Here is a 15,305-nt window from a genome sequence, read left to right as displayed (position 1 = left end):
ATACAGAAGGAGCTGACACCAAATGAGTACCATACATGTATCCGATCAAGCTGCTCGCTGGTACAAGGAAGAACTGAATTTGAACGAGGGAGACAGCATTCGATTTTTTGCCCGTTATAGCTCTGGCGGAGGTCTTCACCCTGGATTTTCGCTAGGTATTGCTGTGGAGAAACCAAGACATCCTGCGGATCAAACCGAAGTGTCGGGGATTCAATTCTTTATGGAAGATCACGATTATTGGTATCTGAAAGGGCACCAACTGCATGTGGATATCGTTGATGAAGGTCAGGATATCGAATACCGTTATACCGAAGTCTAATCCTTGAAGTATTCTGCTAAGCAATAGATGGATTACAGGTCGCCACCGGCTTCCGAGTAGGAGGAGGGGATAAGCAGTGAATCTGCCAGCACGAGATTTGGCCCAGTATATAGCAAAACGCTCTCATATTGTTGTAAAGGCGGCTGTGCGGGCTGAGAACGAACAAGGTGAATTACTGCTGATTCAGCATGCTGAACACGGTCACTGGCGGTTGCCAGCAGGTGAGATGCGCCCGGGTGAGGCCATTGAAGATGCTGCACATCGGGAGTTGTGGGAAGAGACAGGTTGGACTGCTGATACCATGACACTGGAAGGTCTCTATTCGGGGCCTGACCTTCGGTATCTGCATTCAAGCGGAGATGAAGAGTATTATGTCATTGCTTTGTTTCGGACAGTGATCATTCAGGATGGCCTTGTGGAGTCGCGTGTAAATAGTGATGCAGGTCTGAAGTTTTTTTCGCTGGAGTCGTTACCACCTCTGAATCAGATTAGCCGAATTCTGTTAGCGCGGGATATTGCAGAATAAAATAAGTGTTGACGCAAAAAAATGACCTTGGCATGCACGATAAAGTGGATGCCAAGGTCATTTTTTTTAAAATCCGATTCACGTGCTCAGAGCATGAATTACACCTGATCCAGTGGTTCATCATCCATCGCAAAATCAAAATCATCAATATCAAATACCTGTACAGGTGATTCGGACTCAATTATGCGTGCGATCAGTTCAACCTGATCGGTGAGAATTGGGATACTCAGTCGCTGAGATGTCAGCAGCAGTTCTGTCTCAATGGGATCGAAATACTCCCCGTACTGTGCCGTATCTATTGCGTTGATAATGGCAATGGATACTTGGTCACCAAATAAAATGGAGGGGCTTTTGGCCCATGGAACAAGTAACGCACGCTCTATTTTTTTCTTATTCAGCGGTTCCTCGAAATAAGAAATCATTTCATTGATTTTGGATTTCACATGCTGATCATCTGCCGGGTTATCCATCATGGGATCAAGACTGGTCTGGAATTCATATAGCTCAAGGATGGTGGTATAAGGAACAATATATTCAACAGGCGCGGGCGGCGCTAGCAATTGACCGTAAATGGCCACCATCACGGCTTCTGTAATAAACTGACGTGACATGGTTCCTTAATCCTCCTGCGCCATTAATAGTTGCAAAGTGAATCTATATTTCATGCAACAGCTTAACCATAATAGTACGTGTTCAAATAGGACGGTTTTCAGTACCGAGAAGACATTTCGGCTGAATTCCATATTCGATGCTGATGATGCCTCTAGGCATCCTTCGTAATCAAAGCGGACTTTTTGAACAACCTCTAATGTGGATTATTCTGTTGTAGACTCGTGTACATGATTTGCATGAATAGAAGTATATCACACAACGGTGGGAAATACAGCCAATCTGCATAGCATGTCAGGTCACAACCTTGACAACTTGAATCAGGATTTGCCCAGTAGCAATGATAAAATTCCCGCCGCAATCAATGGACCCACTGGTACACCCTTGAACAGGGCAACCCCAAGTACCGTTCCGATTAACAGCCCTGCAACGACAGTTGGCTGTGTACCCATCAGCGTAGCGCCACGTCCTCCGAGATATGCCACCAGTAATCCTACGCCAATGGCGAGCAGTGATTTCCAGTGCAGGAAAGACTCACCGATCGTCTGCAGACTCATCTTGCCACTGGCAAGAGGTGCCATCACGCCAATGGTTAGAATGATAATGCCCAGTGTAAGTCCGTATTTTTCAAGCCATGGAAATGCCTGATTCAGGTTCAGGACTCGTAGCAACAACAGAAATACCATCGCTACGGTCACAGGTGTGTTGCTGCTGATAATCCCGAGAGCCGCAAATACGAGCAACAGCAGGGAGGTCATATCCATTGTTTTCATTTCCCTTCGGTCTGTCCACGTTGTTTGCTAACGATATGTTCCGCAATGTAACGTCCATGCCAGCGTCCGGATTCAATAAAGACTTCATTGGCATTACGACCCGAAGCGATGACTCCGCCCACATATACACCAGGTACGCTGCTTTCCATCGTTTGTGCATCATATAGAGGTTTATCCATATCATCAGACATCTCCACACCTACCGACGTGAGTAGTTGACGATCTGGACGGAAACCGGTCATTGCCAGTACGAAGTCATTATCCAGTTCCCGAGTGGAACCATCCGTGTGTATCAGACGAATCGAATCATCCAGTATTTCATTCACGCGTGATTCCAGGTGGAGTGTAATACGGCCTTTTGTCACCATGCTCTCGAATAGCGGACGTACCCATGGTTTAATATGCTGGGACAGACCACTGCCGCGATAAACCATATCAATATGTGCTCCGACCCGAACCAGTTCCATGGCCGCATCCACGGCTGAGTTGCTTCCGCCAATAATGGCGACACGTGTACGGGTATAAGGGTGAGCTTCCCGGAAGTAGTGGGTTACTTTATCTTTATCTTCTCCAGGAATGCCCAGATAGTTAGGATGGTCAAAATAACCGGTAGCTACAACTACATTACGTCCAACATGTACGATGGCCTCCCCGCGGCGATTGAGCGTATGTACCTCAAACGTACCATCATCCTTGCGTTTAATTTCACGGGCTTCCTCATAGTTATGAACACGCAGACCAAAATGTTCGGCTACCCTGCGATAATAGGCAAGTGCTTCATAACGAAACGGTTTATCATTAGGTGTGCTGAACGGAACGTTCCCGATCTCAAGCAGCTCGGCTGTGCTGAAAAACTGCATATGGGTTGGATACAGATAAATAGATTGAACGATATTGTATTTCTCAACGATCACAGCGGACAGTCCCAGCCGCTCACATTCAATGGCAGCAGACAGACCGCATGGGCCTCCGCCGATAATAATGACATCTTCCATGTTCTTAATCCTCCTTATTTCAAGCAATATAATCCTACCGTAAATAACGAGCCAATGCCAGTTCAAGCGTGAGTTTAAATTAGACAAGCTTACTTGAATCCAAAGGAGTTGACGTGGAGAGGAGAAAAGACTAATATCAAATTAGATATATATCTAAACGGAAGAGAGATGAACGATGATGCAGCTGGAGAAAATTGTGGCTTATCATAAAGCGTTGGCTGACCCGACCCGGCTTCGCATGCTGCTGTTGCTGGCACAGGGTGAACTGCACGGACAGGCACTTGCCGAGCGGTTGAATCTGTCACAGCCAACCGTGACACATCATGCATCCAAGCTGAGAGAGGCGGCGCTGATCAAGGAACGACGGGAGAAAAATACAGTGTATTTCACACTAAATCCTTCGTTTATCCGCGAGAATGCACAGGCTTCGGTTGATTTTATCTTTAAGCGAGAGGAGGTTACGGATATGAGTGATGTGAACGAAACATTGAAAGCGTCGGTCATGAGAAATTTTTTCTCCAAAGATGGACGACTGCGTCAGATTCCGGCTCAATACAAGAAAAAACTGATTGTACTTGGTCATCTGGTCGAGCAGCTTGAATTTGGTCGGAAGTATACGGAGAAAGAAATCAATACATTTATAAAGCAATACCATGAAGACTTTGCCACGATTCGGCGGGAATTTATCATGCATCAGTTCATGTATCGGGAAGAGGAGATATATGAATTGAATCCGAAGGAAATGTGGACGCGCTGGGATCAGGTCAAATAAAGTAGACAGGTAAAATAGTTTGGGCTTGACAACTGCAAAGCTCAGTGTGTAACATAATGGATAATTCTACAAGGGAGGCGATTGTTTATGACAAACTTAAATGCAGTATACGTTAATTTGAATATGAACAGCGTCTCCGGAACGGATCAAAGCATGTAATTTTGCGTTAGCTGGATAGCAGTATCCATTGTAACGTGAAGTATCACATGCTCAGATGAAGCCACGGGTGACGCACCCGTGGCTTTTTTGTTTGCCGATAAAAGGGTGTTCCTGAATTGTTTATATCGGAGGGTTAAGTACTCTATCCGGTAGATCTACAAGAAGGGATGGTCTTTGATTCAGCTAACTACTTATTGCCGCGGGTGTATTTCTACTCGTGGTTTTTTGTTTTGATCTGAACTGGAGATGATTGTTCAATCGGCTTGAACGAAGTAAACAAACTTATTTTGGGAGGAATTTTTATTTTAGATAACCATATTGAGAAGTACGGCTGGTCTGCAAAGTGGCAGGAACTGTGGCAAGAGACAGGGATGGAAGAGCAGGAGAAAAAGCCAGCCAGAATTATCGCAGACCATGGACATCTGCAACGTTTGGTTACAGAAGAGGGCGAATGCTGGGGAAGAATATCGGGTAGAATGCGTCATGATAGTCTGGAGACCAGCTTGGTACCAGCGGTTGGAGATTGGGTGGCGATTACAGGTCAGGCAGGTGAAGAAGCAATTATTCACAATCTGGTGCCACGTCAGAGCAGGGTATCAAGACAGGCAGCAGGTCCGGTGACCAAGGAACAATTAATCGCCGCAAACGTAGATACACTGTTAATCGTGGCTGCACTTAATCATGATTTTAACCTTAGACGACTCGAAAGATACGTGATGATGGCTTGGAATGGTGGCGTAAGGCCAGTCATTGTCTTGAGCAAAAGTGATCTGTGCAACAATGTGGAAGAACAGATCCGAAGTGTAGAAGGGATTGCTCCAGGCGTTGAAGTGCTTGCGATATCTGCAGTGGAGGGTCAAGGGAAATCCTTATTGGAACGATACTTGCAGCCAGGGCTGACTGTTGCGCTCACAGGATCTTCTGGCAGTGGCAAGTCTACGCTGGTGAACTGGATGATGGGTGAGGATGTGCAGCTTACACAATCCGTCCGCGAGGGAGACAGTCGTGGGAGACATACGACAACACACCGGGAGATGTTTGTACTTCCACAGGGTGCCGTATTGATTGATACTCCGGGAATGCGTGAGCTTAATCTTTGGGATGAGGGCAATGATGGGCTGTCGCAGGCGTTTGGAGAAATTGAAGAACTTGCGGCCACGTGCAGATTTCTGGATTGCAGTCATACACGGGAAGCTGGATGTGCAGTGAAAGAGGCCATACAGGATGGTTCATTGGATGAAAAAAGACTGAATAATTATCTGAAAATGCAGAAGGAATTGCAATATCAGCAACGCAAGGAAGAAGTGGCATCCAGAAGGCGTACCGCCTCCAGCAAACCGGCCAATAGTCGCAAACCCAAGCACTCCCGTAGTGTGAAAGAGTGGGAGGAAGCCTGAAATCAGGCGGGCATCATCCGGCATCTTGCATAAGATAGGTCAGGAGGGATGTCATTATGCCAGATTACAGGATTATTGTAGATCTGTCTGACCACATGTTATATCTTCTGGATGGCAATCAGGTGATTAAGGGTTATCCCGTAGCCACCGGAAAGATGCTCACGCAGACTCCAAACGGGGAGTTCACTATTATTAACAAACAATCGAATCCAGGTGGGCCATTTGGCGTGTTCTGGATGGGACTGTCTGCTCCCCATTATGGTATACACGGAACCAATGAGCCTTGGTCTATTGGCAAATCCGTCTCCCATGGTTGTATACGCATGTACAACTCGGATGTACTGGACCTGTCTTCCAAGGTATCTGTAGGCACTAGGGTAACGATCCGGCCGTAGGGCCGGATTTTACTTTATAAGAGGTAGTTCAATGGATCAATTTGGAATTATAGAAAGAAGAACATATAATATGGTAAATCTACGGCAGTTACGAGAGAAAGTGAGTGATAGCTATGCTGATCAGGCTGGCGCGTGAAGGAGATGCGCAAGGTATAGCCTATGTACATACAGAGAGTTGGAAAACAACATATCGGGGAATTGTGCCCGACGATTTTTTGGATCATTTGACTATAGAATCAAGATTGTCCCAGTGGGAGAAGACCATTCGTTCTGGCGAAAAGGATCAGATTCTGGTGGTAGCTGAACAAGATGATGGGAACATTGTCGGATTTGCGTGTGGGGGTAAGGAGCGTGAAGGCAAATTACCTTATGATGGAGAGTTGTACGCTATATATTTGCTGAAGGAAGTGCAACAAACGGGGATAGGTCAGCAACTGGCGACACATGTCGTTCATCATCTGCAGACCCACAATATGAAACGTTTGATCATATGGGCTTTGGAGCGTAATTCAGCTTGTCGCTTCTATGAAAAGATGGGAGGCACTCCAGTCCAGACACAGTCCCTCCGCATTGGTGGTCAAGATCTGATCGAAGTTGGCTACGGATGGGAAGACTTGAGCCTCTTTGGAGAGAAGAGCCTGCCCGACTGATGAAAGACGTCCAGATGGCGACAGAATAGTGTGGGTTGTATTGTTTCCTTAAGCTTAAAGAATGGAATAGCTAATTCAGGTCTTCACGTTTGCGTAATTCTGAACAAGGTTAATGATGTATTACACCGTTGTGCAGGTGTGACATTTAATCTTGATCAGGAGGCGTATTCACATGACTTTAATGGACACTGAACATACAACATGGACGAAACAATATATTAATGGCCAATGGGTAGATGGTTCCGGTGAGAAAACAATGGAGAATATCAATCCTTATACGGGAGAAGTTATTGCCACATGGCGCTCTTCCAATAAGAAAGACATAGATAAGGCTTATCAGTCAGCTCAGAAAAATTCGATTGAATGGGCGAATTCATTACCTGCTGTGAAAGAAGAGGTATTGCGTAAAGTTTCATCCCAGATGGCAGAGCGAAAAGAGGAGATCATTCAACTGTTGATCACGGAATCCGGGAGTACCCGAATCAAATCGGAGGCGGAGTTTGCAGCGGCTAAACGCATTGTGGACGAAGCAGCATCTTTTCCTTATCGCATGAAGGGTGAGATTATTCCGTCCAATACTCCTGGCAAAGAGAACCGTGTGGTTCGTGAGCCGAAGGGAGTGATTGGTGTTATCGGGCCATGGAACTTCCCTTTGCATCTATGCCTGCGATCTGTAGCTCCAGCGATTGCTCTTGGTAATGGTGTAGTGATTAAACCAGCATCGGACACTCCGATTACGGCAGGTTGGCTCATTGCCGATTTGTTTGAACAAGCCGGTCTGCCTGAGGGCGTGCTGAATGTCGTCGCGGGAAGTGGCAGCGAGATCGGTGATTACTTTGTCACTCATCCGGTTCCCAAGGTGATTTCATTTACGGGTTCCACAGAAGTTGGGCAAGGGATCGGTAAACTGGCGGGTGAACATTTAAAAGAAACTGCACTGGAACTAGGTGGCAACAACGCCATGGTTGTGCTGGAAGATGCCGACATTGAACGTGCTGCCGAAGCGGCAGTCTTTGGCAAGTTTCTGCATCAGGGACAGATCTGCATGGCTCTGAATCGTATCATTGTGCATGCCGATATTTACGACCAATTCGTCGATTCATTTGTTGCCAAAACGAAGAATGTCCAGGCAGGTGATCCGGCGGATGCCAAAACACTCGTGGGTCCACTCATTCGGGAAAAAGAGGTAGAACGATTGCTGGAACTTGTGAACAAAGCTGAAAATGAAGGAGCACAGTTATTGCTCGGGGGGACCAGTAAAGGCAGTGTGCTGTCTCCTACTGTACTTGCCGATGTTCAACCTGAACAAGATATCGTGCAGCAGGAATTGTTTGGCCCGGTGGCAGTGATCATGAAGGCTCATGATGAACAGGAAGCTGTTCGTTTGGCAAATGATACGCCTTATGGACTTAGTGGTTCCGTATTCACCAAAGATCTGAATCGAGGATATCAGGTTGCCCAGCGCATTGAATCGGGTATGGTGCATGTAAATGATCAGTCTGTGAACGATGAAGCGCATGTGATGTTTGGCGGTGAAAAAGCTTCAGGGATTGGACGTTTCGGTGGGGATTGGGCCATTGAGAAGTTTACACGTACGCGTTGGATCAGCATTCAGCACCAATATCGGGAATATCCGGGAGTGAAATAAGTCGAAAAAAAGTGAACTAGCAGGGGCATTTATGAATGTTTAGAGTGGGTTATAAAAAGATCGACAAATCATGCGAAAGTCCGTCTCCAGCTTGGTGGGACGGGCTTTTTGCACAATTTTACACCTCAGCAAAATACGGCTTAATATAAGAGCGGAAAAGCTGTTTGGGGCTGACGCTATCTGGTTATTTATGGATACACGGAAGAATCGATCCGTAAATCCAATGGCAAAGGGGCTTAAATTCATGTCCATTGACCGCTTTATTCTGAGGAAACTGAATACCTGTCAGGAAGAACATACACGTGCCAATTTGGTTCGGCTGTTTGTCATTCGTATTCGTAAAGCCGAGATTGCGGAAGAACACGATGCCGCCTATGTCCTGAGCAAACTGCACTGAGTGATGGCTGCTAATAATTGCGATCCGCTGTTAACGTGTATACAACTCAAAAAAGGAAGCTTGTCTATAACGACAGCTTCCTTTTTCATGTCTTGTAATGAATGTGTCTTGGTTGACTCCTTTTAATATAACGATAAAGCAAGGGAGTCGTTTTCACTTCGACTGTGGAGAATGGCTTCTCCATTAACAATCTCAATACTAATTAAAGAATGCAGACATTTTTGAATGGCGCGTTTACCGTTGCTAATTTTATGCTCAAGAGCACTGCTAAGCAATCTTAATGTCTTCTGCATAGGTTGTTTGTTTTCTTGATTAAAATATACAGGGATTGATTTGTTTTGAAAGGTTATTAGGGTTCTCACTTGAAATCACCTCACGGTTGTTATTTCATACAGGTAATATTAAATTCCAATGCTTAAAATTACCTTAAAATCAGCTTATGAAAACATAAAGGTGGGTAATGTTTGAAAAGTGTTCACAATTCAATTGTGAGCGAAGGAATAAAAGTCCTGAAAAACGTAACTTAATTACCATTTAAATGGAACAAAAAACGAAGAGTTTCGTATCCTCGCAATATTTAAATGCATAACTGCCACGAAAGTTCTGAGTCGAATGTACGATATTTTAATATATACGTGGGTCATATGTAACAAAATTACAGGTGGTACATTGCAAACAGGGTGTTTATGTAAGAAAATAGGGTTGATATAACGATTCATTCTCTTTTTTTTGATTTAATCTGACATTAGGACAATTTACATATGAGACCATGGGAGGGATTCGGATGATTCTAACCGTGTATTCCGGCCGCGAGGAAGGAGAATGGTTCGACATTGATGTTCCGGACGAATGTACCATTGAACATTTGAAGACATTACTCGGTGTTCGCATTTTTGGACAGGCACCGGGAGACGGCATTCAGTACATCCTTGAAGCCAAGTTTCCGGAAGGTCTGTGGTTCTCTCCGCAGAACGCACAGCAGTTAATGGAAACAGGGCTGCGACAAGGCAGTTGCGTACGTGTCCAGCGGGCTTTTTCAACGACTTCGGAAGAAGCGCCTGTATATGGAAGACGTTCATTGTTTCAACAGGACAGCAACGAATAGTGCTTTTGAACGTATACATTCATTATTGAACGAACTAAAGGAGGTCTTCTCTTCGTGAATGTGTTATATCAGCGTTCTCCAAGAATGACACCGGTTCTCAAGGAAGAAGGACTCGAAATACTCAGGCCTCCAACAGAACCGAGCAAACCCACATTTTCCATGATATCCATTATTGTGCCGATCATGATGACCATGGTCAGCATTGGTTTCTACGTATATATCAATATGACCGGCAAAATGAACAACAGCAGTTATATGATGTTTCAGATGATGACGGTCATGATGATGCTTACTTCTTACACCATTCCATTCTTCGTGTATCTGAGCAACAAGAAATCATATCGCAAAAAATTGGAAGAACGAAAAACAATGTATCTTGCCCAACTGGACAAACACCGGGAAGAACTGAAGGAAGCTCAGGCGGAGCAAGTGAAGAGCCTGTACGAAATTCATGGTGATCCGGGTGTGTGTCTTCAAGTGGTGAAGAACCGGAACAGTTCCTTGTGGGAGCGTTCACCAGAGGATGATGATTTCCTTCAGGTGCGCATTGGTACGGGAGAGATTCCATTCCGCATCAAACTTCAGGTTCCGAGGATTGATGGATACGAGAAGGATGAGCTAATTGAAGCGGCCCATGAACTTGCGGCTGAATTCCAGACGGTACCGGATGCTTCCATTACATTGCCTTTGTTCCAATCGAAGGTTATGGGACTTGTCGGTGATCGGGAGGAAGTGCTTGCTTCCCTGCGAGTCATCATCTCACAGCTGACGGTACGCCATTCTCCGGATGAATTGAAGCTTGCTGCTTTCTATGAAGAAAAGGACAGCAAGGAATGGGACTGGCTTCGCTGGATGCCCCATATCTGGGATGAAGACCAAGGACAACGCTATATGGCCGACAGGCACAGCGGTGCGCATCAATTAGCGGACAGCTTGTTTTCCGTGTTGAACCGGCGTCGTAACAATAAGGAAGACCGTTACAAGAAAAGCGTACAAACGCCATGTTACGTTGTAATTCTCTCCGATACGCAATTGATTGAAGAAGAACCGTTACTCCCCTTGCTGCTGGAATCGGCTCAGGAAATTGATGTATGCACCATCATACTGGCTAATCGCAAGGAGTCTCTGCCGATGCATTGTCAGTTGATTATGGATGCCTCTAAAGGCAAAGGGGTGTATATCAAAAAAACGGAAGATGCAGATGTTATTCAACAAACGTACAAGCCTGATGTGATCTCGAAGGAGATGGCAGAGGCACTTTCCCGTTATATGTCACCGATCCGGTTAAAGCGTTCATCTGCTTCAGATATCCCACAAGTGCTTCCGTTATTCGATATGCTGAGCACATCTCGCGTGGAAGATCTGGATGTGGTGTCCAGGTGGGGACAGACGAGATATCCTGACACACTGCCCGTACCAATGGGTGTACGAGCTGGCGGCAAAAAAATAGCGATAAACCTGCATGACAAAATTGAACGTCAGGGTCATGGTCCCCATGGTCTGATTGCAGGTACAACCGGTTCAGGTAAAAGTGAAGTCATCCAGTCCATCGTAGCTTCACTCGCTGCTGAATTCCATCCACACGATCTGGCCTTCATGCTGATTGACTATAAAGGTGGTGGGATGTCCAATACATTTGTTGATCTGCCTCATGTGGTAGGGACGATCACCAATCTGGATGGGAATCTGATCGAGCGGGCGAATATCTCACTTCGTGCCGAACTGGTCAGAAGGCAAAAAATATTAAATGATGCGGGAAACCTCCAGCATATTGATGAATATTACAAAATTCTGCGCTCCAGACATGAACAGCCACTTCCGCATCTGGTTATTATCATTGACGAGTTTGCTCAATTGAAGCGGGACCAGCCGGAGTTCATGGATGAATTGATCAGTATCGCGGCCATTGGCCGGACACTTGGGGTTCATCTAATTCTGGCAACCCAAAAGCCAGCTGGTGTTGTGGACGATAAAATATGGAGTAATTCGCGCTTCCGGATCTGCCTTCGCGTACAGAGTGAGGGAGATAGCAGGGATATGATCAAGATTCCAAATGCTGCCTGGATTACAAAGCCTGGTCGTGGATATTTCCAGGTTGGTAGTGATGAAGTGTTTGAAGAAATGCAATTCGCCTGGAGTGGTGCACCCTATAACCAGCAGGAGGATTCAACGACGGTATTGCCTGTTATGGAAGTACGCCTGAACGGTAAGCGGGAGCCTCTGTTAACTGGAGAGCGTAGAGCCGTTCTCAAAGGTGAAGATGTTCCGAAACAGCTTCAGGTATTTATTGATTATGTTGCGCAGTCTGCAGCGGATGCGGGTATCCGTCGTTTGCCAGGACCATGGTTGCCACCTTTACCAGAGACACTGGAATGGGAAGGTCTTCAGGAATGGCAGGAAGAAGAGAATCGGGATCTGCTGCTTGATGGCGGAGCGAGTGGTCTGAAACCACTGGTTGGTTTGCTGGATGATCTCCCGAATCAGCGCCAACAACCGCTCGCATTGCCTGTGGATCAAGGCCATTTGGTTGTTTACGGCATGCCAGGACTGGGCAAAACAACATTTGTTCAGACCTTGCTTATGTCCCTGGCCCGTTCCCACAGAACTGAGCCTTGGCACGGTTACATTATCGACATGGGCCGCATGATGAAAGACTTTGCAGCACTACCTCAGATCGGTGGCGTGATGATGGCTGAAGAGGAAGACCGGATCAAGCGGTTATTCCGCTATATTCTCAAGCTGTCAGCACAACGCAAAGATATCATCTCGGAGGCGGGTGTTAAAACGATTTCGGCGTACCGCCGGACAGCTCACGCGGCTGTACCGCAGGTTGTGGTCGTTATCGATGGTTATCTTTCATTCCGCAATGCTTATCCGGAAGAAAATGAACTTCTGGAGACGATCCTGCGTGAAGGCGGAAGTTTGGGTATCACCTTTGTGCTCACTGCGAATCGGGTAACCGATGTATTTGAAAAATTCAGAAGCAATATTCCCAATGCGGTTTCATTTGAGTTATCCGATCCAAGCGATTATTATTATGCCGTGGGGAGACCTTCCAAGGCACCAAGCCAACTTCCGCCAGGAAGAGGTCTGGTCAAAGGGCAAGTGCCTCCATTAATGTTCCAGGCGGCATTACCTTCTTCAGGGGCAGATGAGGGCAAACGTTCATCGGCACTGCGCCGTACGATTGCTGAGATTCGCCAAGGCTGGACAGGGGAAGAAGCGCCGCAGATTGCTCCGCTTCCGGAAGAGATCAAACTGAAAGATCTACTCATTCGGACAGGATCATATGGTCAGGCTTGGGATACATCGTCTGTAACTGTCCCTGTGGGACTGCTTACGGATGATCTGGAACCATTCGAGCTTAATCTGCGTGAAGGTCCGCATTTCATGGTAACAAGTCCGATGGAAGGCGGCAAAACAACATTTTTATTGACATGGATGTTATCACTGGCTTATCATGCTTCTCCGGAAGGTGTGCAAATATACACAGTAGATATGCGTTATGGCTCAGGTGGGCTGGGGGAAATCAGCAGTTTGCCCCATGTCCGTGGACATGTATCGCGAGAAGAACAGCTTGCACCTGTGATTCAACAGTTGTACGATGAAGTTCTGAAAAGAGGCGAGATTTCCGGTGGACCGGAACTTGTGCTCGTCATCGATGATGCGGACACCTTGTCCAAGCAGCTAAACGATTTTAATGTAAAAGATCAATTGGGAGCGATTGTTCGTCAAGGAAGGGATCGCGGTGTACACGTGATTCTGTCCGGGGTTCCGGCAGACTTCCCGACCTTTGGTTCTGACTGGGTAACGGATGTGAAGGCTTCCCAGAGCGGAATGCTGTTCGGGACTTTAGACCCTAACGATCTCTCGTTCTTCCGTATACCTTATTCCGAATCTGGAGGTAGTTCAGGTGGGCTGAAGGTACTGCCTCCGGGTCAAGGTTATTATGTAAAACGTAAATATTCCAGGGTTAAAGGTGCAGTTCCATGTGATGACAGCTGGAAAATGACCGATTGGATTTCTGAAATTCGTGACCGATGGCATGTTGTAGTTTGAGGGGAGGTGGCTCATAATGTTGACGGTTCATGATTCTAAGCAAAAGGTAGTCACGTTGCAAACAAAGGAACTTTTTTTCCTGGCTGGTATTCTCGGTTCAGACCGACTGCTTGGTGTGGAAGATCCGTTTCGCGGCTATATGGCGGAGGATATCGCGATGGAGTGGGAGCGTGTCAAAACCTCCCTGCTTGACAAAGGATATCTGATTCGGGATCAGGATACCGATGAGCTGATCATGACACCGACCGTTTTCTCCAGGGTAGCCATTGCCGGATTGTCCGACAGAGCTTGTTGGATTCGCTACACGATCAACGGCAAGTCGCATGAGAGTTATATACATTGCACGGATGAGCGGGTCGTTGAAGTTTCCCGTGTTGACGACGTACCGGACTCGTTCCGGCTCAGCGATCTGGGAAGTGTTCGTGAAGCCATTGATGTTCTGATAGAGCGGATGAAATGGAGCGGCCATTCTCCTGCGGAGAAACCGGCCCTAATGTGCTCCAAGAAAAAATTTTATGATGTCATGAATGAGCTCGAAAACAGCGGAGTACAGACCGTAGCAGCGGAACTCGAACAGGAGACAAGTGATCCTGAGGGCTCACTTGCACTGGCACGCTGTCTGGTGGGTAAGGAGTCAGACGGGGAGCTCAGGTTGCTTGTATGGAATGAAGACGGGTGGAAGTCGCAGTCGGCAGCATTTGCTGCAAGTGCGGTATCCAACTGGTTGTTCCGGATGAGCACTGCGGCTTCAGATGATTGGCTTGTTGCAGCACTAACGACTAGAGAACAGTTTCACGAGATGCTGCTGGACTGGCTTAAACAGCCTGCAGGGGAAGAGGAAAGGTGATGGTAAATGCGCATTCGTGTGGAACCGGATGTGCTTCGGGCACTGAGCAAGCAGATTCAGTATGCAGCGGAGCAAATACAGCAAAAGATGACAGTGTTGGATCAGGCGATTCATTCGCTGGAGTGGGAGGTTGAATCCCGCGCAGCGGTGATGAATGAATGGAATCACAGTAAACGACTGGGCGAGGATGCGCTGCGTCGATTAATGGACTTAAGCGTACAGCTGGGACGCAAAGCGTTGTTATTCCAGCAGGCAGACATGGAGTATCGTTCCGTGCTGAGTCATGTGAACACAGCCTATGGTAATGCGGTCAATATGCTGAATGTTCTTCAGAACAATCGTACAGGAGAAATCATGCCTGCACATTCTGCAACTGTAGCTGTAGTATCCGATCCCCTTTCCGCAATGGCGGCCGTATATCGTGTTCAGGATGCCGCTCCGCCTGATGGCTCCCCAGCTACACTGGTGCAGGCTATGCAGCCTGAGCCTGTAGCATGGAGATTCACAGATCCTTCCTTTCGGGGAAGAAGAGGGACCGAGCCTGTGGTTTCCTGAACAGCATGAATAAAAGTAACAGCAGAAAGTGAATCTTTTTTTTGTAAATAGGCTGTTAGGAGAAGTTTCAAGTACTGAAAATGGGGTAAATAGGATTAG

General features: G+C 46.7%; 16 protein-coding genes. 12 read left to right on the top strand and 4 right to left on the bottom strand.

Annotated features, from left to right (window positions below; all coding sequences use genetic code 11):
• Positions 1-22 precede the first annotated feature (22 nt).
• Together MHI14_RS19350 and MHI14_RS19345 are read left to right on the top strand one after the other, a co-directional pair.
• Positions 23-319: a HesB/YadR/YfhF family protein gene (locus tag MHI14_RS19350; protein ID WP_036609218.1), complete on the top strand. Its 297-nt coding sequence runs from the start codon at positions 23-25 to the stop codon at positions 317-319.
• A 76-nt stretch (positions 320-395) separates the two neighbouring features.
• The gene (locus MHI14_RS19345) at positions 396-845 is read left to right on the top strand and encodes an NUDIX domain-containing protein (RefSeq protein WP_133384355.1); all 450 of its coding nucleotides are present in this window, start codon (positions 396-398) and stop codon (positions 843-845) included.
• A gap of 98 nt (positions 846-943) precedes the next feature.
• Here MHI14_RS19345 and MHI14_RS19340 read toward each other — a convergent pair whose 3' ends face one another.
• The 3 genes from MHI14_RS19340 to MHI14_RS19330 form a co-directional block, all read right to left on the bottom strand.
• Positions 944-1,456, bottom strand: coding sequence for an ADP-heptose synthase (locus tag MHI14_RS19340; RefSeq protein WP_249911064.1), 513 nt, complete (start codon positions 1,454-1,456; stop codon positions 944-946).
• 318 nt (positions 1,457-1,774) lie between these two features.
• The gene (locus MHI14_RS19335) at positions 1,775-2,218 is read right to left on the bottom strand and encodes a DUF441 domain-containing protein (protein ID WP_036609212.1); all 444 of its coding nucleotides are present in this window, start codon (positions 2,216-2,218) and stop codon (positions 1,775-1,777) included.
• Between the two features lie 5 nt (positions 2,219-2,223).
• Positions 2,224-3,222 (bottom strand): YpdA family putative bacillithiol disulfide reductase, encoded by a 999-nt coding sequence (locus MHI14_RS19330; RefSeq protein WP_017689082.1) that lies wholly within the window; start codon positions 3,220-3,222, stop codon positions 2,224-2,226.
• A gap of 178 nt (positions 3,223-3,400) precedes the next feature.
• Between MHI14_RS19330 and MHI14_RS19325 the strand changes: the two genes are divergently transcribed.
• From MHI14_RS19325 to MHI14_RS19300, 6 genes are all read left to right on the top strand, one after another.
• The gene (locus tag MHI14_RS19325) at positions 3,401-3,994 is read left to right on the top strand and encodes a DUF2087 domain-containing protein (RefSeq protein WP_091034982.1); all 594 of its coding nucleotides are present in this window, start codon (positions 3,401-3,403) and stop codon (positions 3,992-3,994) included.
• 530 nt (positions 3,995-4,524) lie between these two features.
• On the top strand, positions 4,525-5,550 hold the full coding sequence (gene rsgA, locus MHI14_RS19320) for a ribosome small subunit-dependent GTPase A (protein ID WP_371129075.1): 1,026 nt from the start codon (positions 4,525-4,527) through the stop codon (positions 5,548-5,550).
• A gap of 56 nt (positions 5,551-5,606) precedes the next feature.
• Positions 5,607-5,945, top strand: coding sequence for a L,D-transpeptidase (locus tag MHI14_RS19315; protein WP_076249779.1), 339 nt, complete (start codon positions 5,607-5,609; stop codon positions 5,943-5,945).
• Positions 5,946-6,058: 113 nt separating this feature from the next.
• Complete coding sequence (locus MHI14_RS19310) at positions 6,059-6,595, top strand: GNAT family N-acetyltransferase (RefSeq protein ID WP_091031773.1); 537 nt, start codon at positions 6,059-6,061, stop codon at positions 6,593-6,595.
• A gap of 172 nt (positions 6,596-6,767) precedes the next feature.
• Positions 6,768-8,243, top strand: coding sequence for an aldehyde dehydrogenase family protein (locus tag MHI14_RS19305; RefSeq protein WP_091031771.1), 1,476 nt, complete (start codon positions 6,768-6,770; stop codon positions 8,241-8,243).
• A 190-nt stretch (positions 8,244-8,433) separates the two neighbouring features.
• Positions 8,434-8,640 carry a hypothetical protein gene (locus MHI14_RS19300; protein ID WP_133384357.1) on the top strand — a complete coding sequence of 69 codons (207 nt, stop codon included), beginning with the start codon at positions 8,434-8,436 and terminating at the stop codon, positions 8,638-8,640.
• Between the two features lie 122 nt (positions 8,641-8,762).
• Here the strand turns inward: MHI14_RS19300 and MHI14_RS19295 are convergent, their stop codons facing one another.
• The gene (locus MHI14_RS19295; protein WP_074094612.1) at positions 8,763-9,002 is read right to left on the bottom strand and encodes a hypothetical protein; all 240 of its coding nucleotides are present in this window, start codon (positions 9,000-9,002) and stop codon (positions 8,763-8,765) included.
• Positions 9,003-9,424: 422 nt separating this feature from the next.
• On the opposite strand from MHI14_RS19295, the gene MHI14_RS19290 reads away from it, so the two are divergent.
• Genes MHI14_RS19290 through MHI14_RS19275 form a run of 4 tightly spaced genes read left to right on the top strand, consistent with a single transcriptional unit; the run spans position 9,425 to position 15,206 of the window.
• On the top strand, positions 9,425-9,745 hold the full coding sequence (locus MHI14_RS19290; RefSeq protein WP_074094613.1) for a hypothetical protein: 321 nt from the start codon (positions 9,425-9,427) through the stop codon (positions 9,743-9,745).
• Between the two features lie 54 nt (positions 9,746-9,799).
• A complete protein-coding gene (gene essC / locus MHI14_RS19285; protein WP_341131059.1) occupies positions 9,800-13,804 on the top strand; it encodes a type VII secretion protein EssC in 4,005 nt (1,334 codons plus the stop codon).
• Between the two features lie 16 nt (positions 13,805-13,820).
• Complete coding sequence (locus MHI14_RS19280; protein WP_341131058.1) at positions 13,821-14,651, top strand: hypothetical protein; 831 nt, start codon at positions 13,821-13,823, stop codon at positions 14,649-14,651.
• 6 nt (positions 14,652-14,657) lie between these two features.
• The gene (locus MHI14_RS19275; RefSeq protein ID WP_017689072.1) at positions 14,658-15,206 is read left to right on the top strand and encodes a WXG100 family type VII secretion target; all 549 of its coding nucleotides are present in this window, start codon (positions 14,658-14,660) and stop codon (positions 15,204-15,206) included.
• Positions 15,207-15,305: the final 99 nt, after the last annotated feature.

It is taken from the genome of Paenibacillus sp. FSL K6-2393 (genome assembly GCF_038002545.1).
Taxonomy (GTDB): domain Bacteria; phylum Bacillota; class Bacilli; order Paenibacillales; family Paenibacillaceae; genus Paenibacillus.
Note: the sequence above shows the minus strand (reverse complement) of the source record. Positions and strands in the feature narration are given on the sequence as shown.

Coding starts and splice junctions, on each gene's coding strand:
- MHI14_RS19300 (WP_133384357.1), top strand. CDS start 8,434: ATGGATACACGGAAGAATCGATCCGTAAATCCAATGGCAAAGGGGCTT.
- MHI14_RS19280 (WP_341131058.1), top strand. CDS start 13,821: ATGTTGACGGTTCATGATTCTAAGCAAAAGGTAGTCACGTTGCAAACA.
- MHI14_RS19330 (WP_017689082.1), bottom strand. CDS start 3,222: ATGGAAGATGTCATTATTATCGGCGGAGGCCCATGCGGTCTGTCTGCT.
- MHI14_RS19335 (WP_036609212.1), bottom strand. CDS start 2,218: ATGGATATGACCTCCCTGCTGTTGCTCGTATTTGCGGCTCTCGGGATT.
- MHI14_RS19325 (WP_091034982.1), top strand. CDS start 3,401: ATGCAGCTGGAGAAAATTGTGGCTTATCATAAAGCGTTGGCTGACCCG.
- MHI14_RS19305 (WP_091031771.1), top strand. CDS start 6,768: ATGACTTTAATGGACACTGAACATACAACATGGACGAAACAATATATT.
- MHI14_RS19315 (WP_076249779.1), top strand. CDS start 5,607: ATGCCAGATTACAGGATTATTGTAGATCTGTCTGACCACATGTTATAT.
- MHI14_RS19350 (WP_036609218.1), top strand. CDS start 23: ATGAGTACCATACATGTATCCGATCAAGCTGCTCGCTGGTACAAGGAA.
- MHI14_RS19340 (WP_249911064.1), bottom strand. CDS start 1,456: ATGTCACGTCAGTTTATTACAGAAGCCGTGATGGTGGCCATTTACGGT.
- MHI14_RS19290 (WP_074094613.1), top strand. CDS start 9,425: ATGATTCTAACCGTGTATTCCGGCCGCGAGGAAGGAGAATGGTTCGAC.
- MHI14_RS19275 (WP_017689072.1), top strand. CDS start 14,658: ATGCGCATTCGTGTGGAACCGGATGTGCTTCGGGCACTGAGCAAGCAG.
- rsgA (WP_371129075.1), top strand. CDS start 4,525: ATGGAAGAGCAGGAGAAAAAGCCAGCCAGAATTATCGCAGACCATGGA.
- MHI14_RS19310 (WP_091031773.1), top strand. CDS start 6,059: ATGCTGATCAGGCTGGCGCGTGAAGGAGATGCGCAAGGTATAGCCTAT.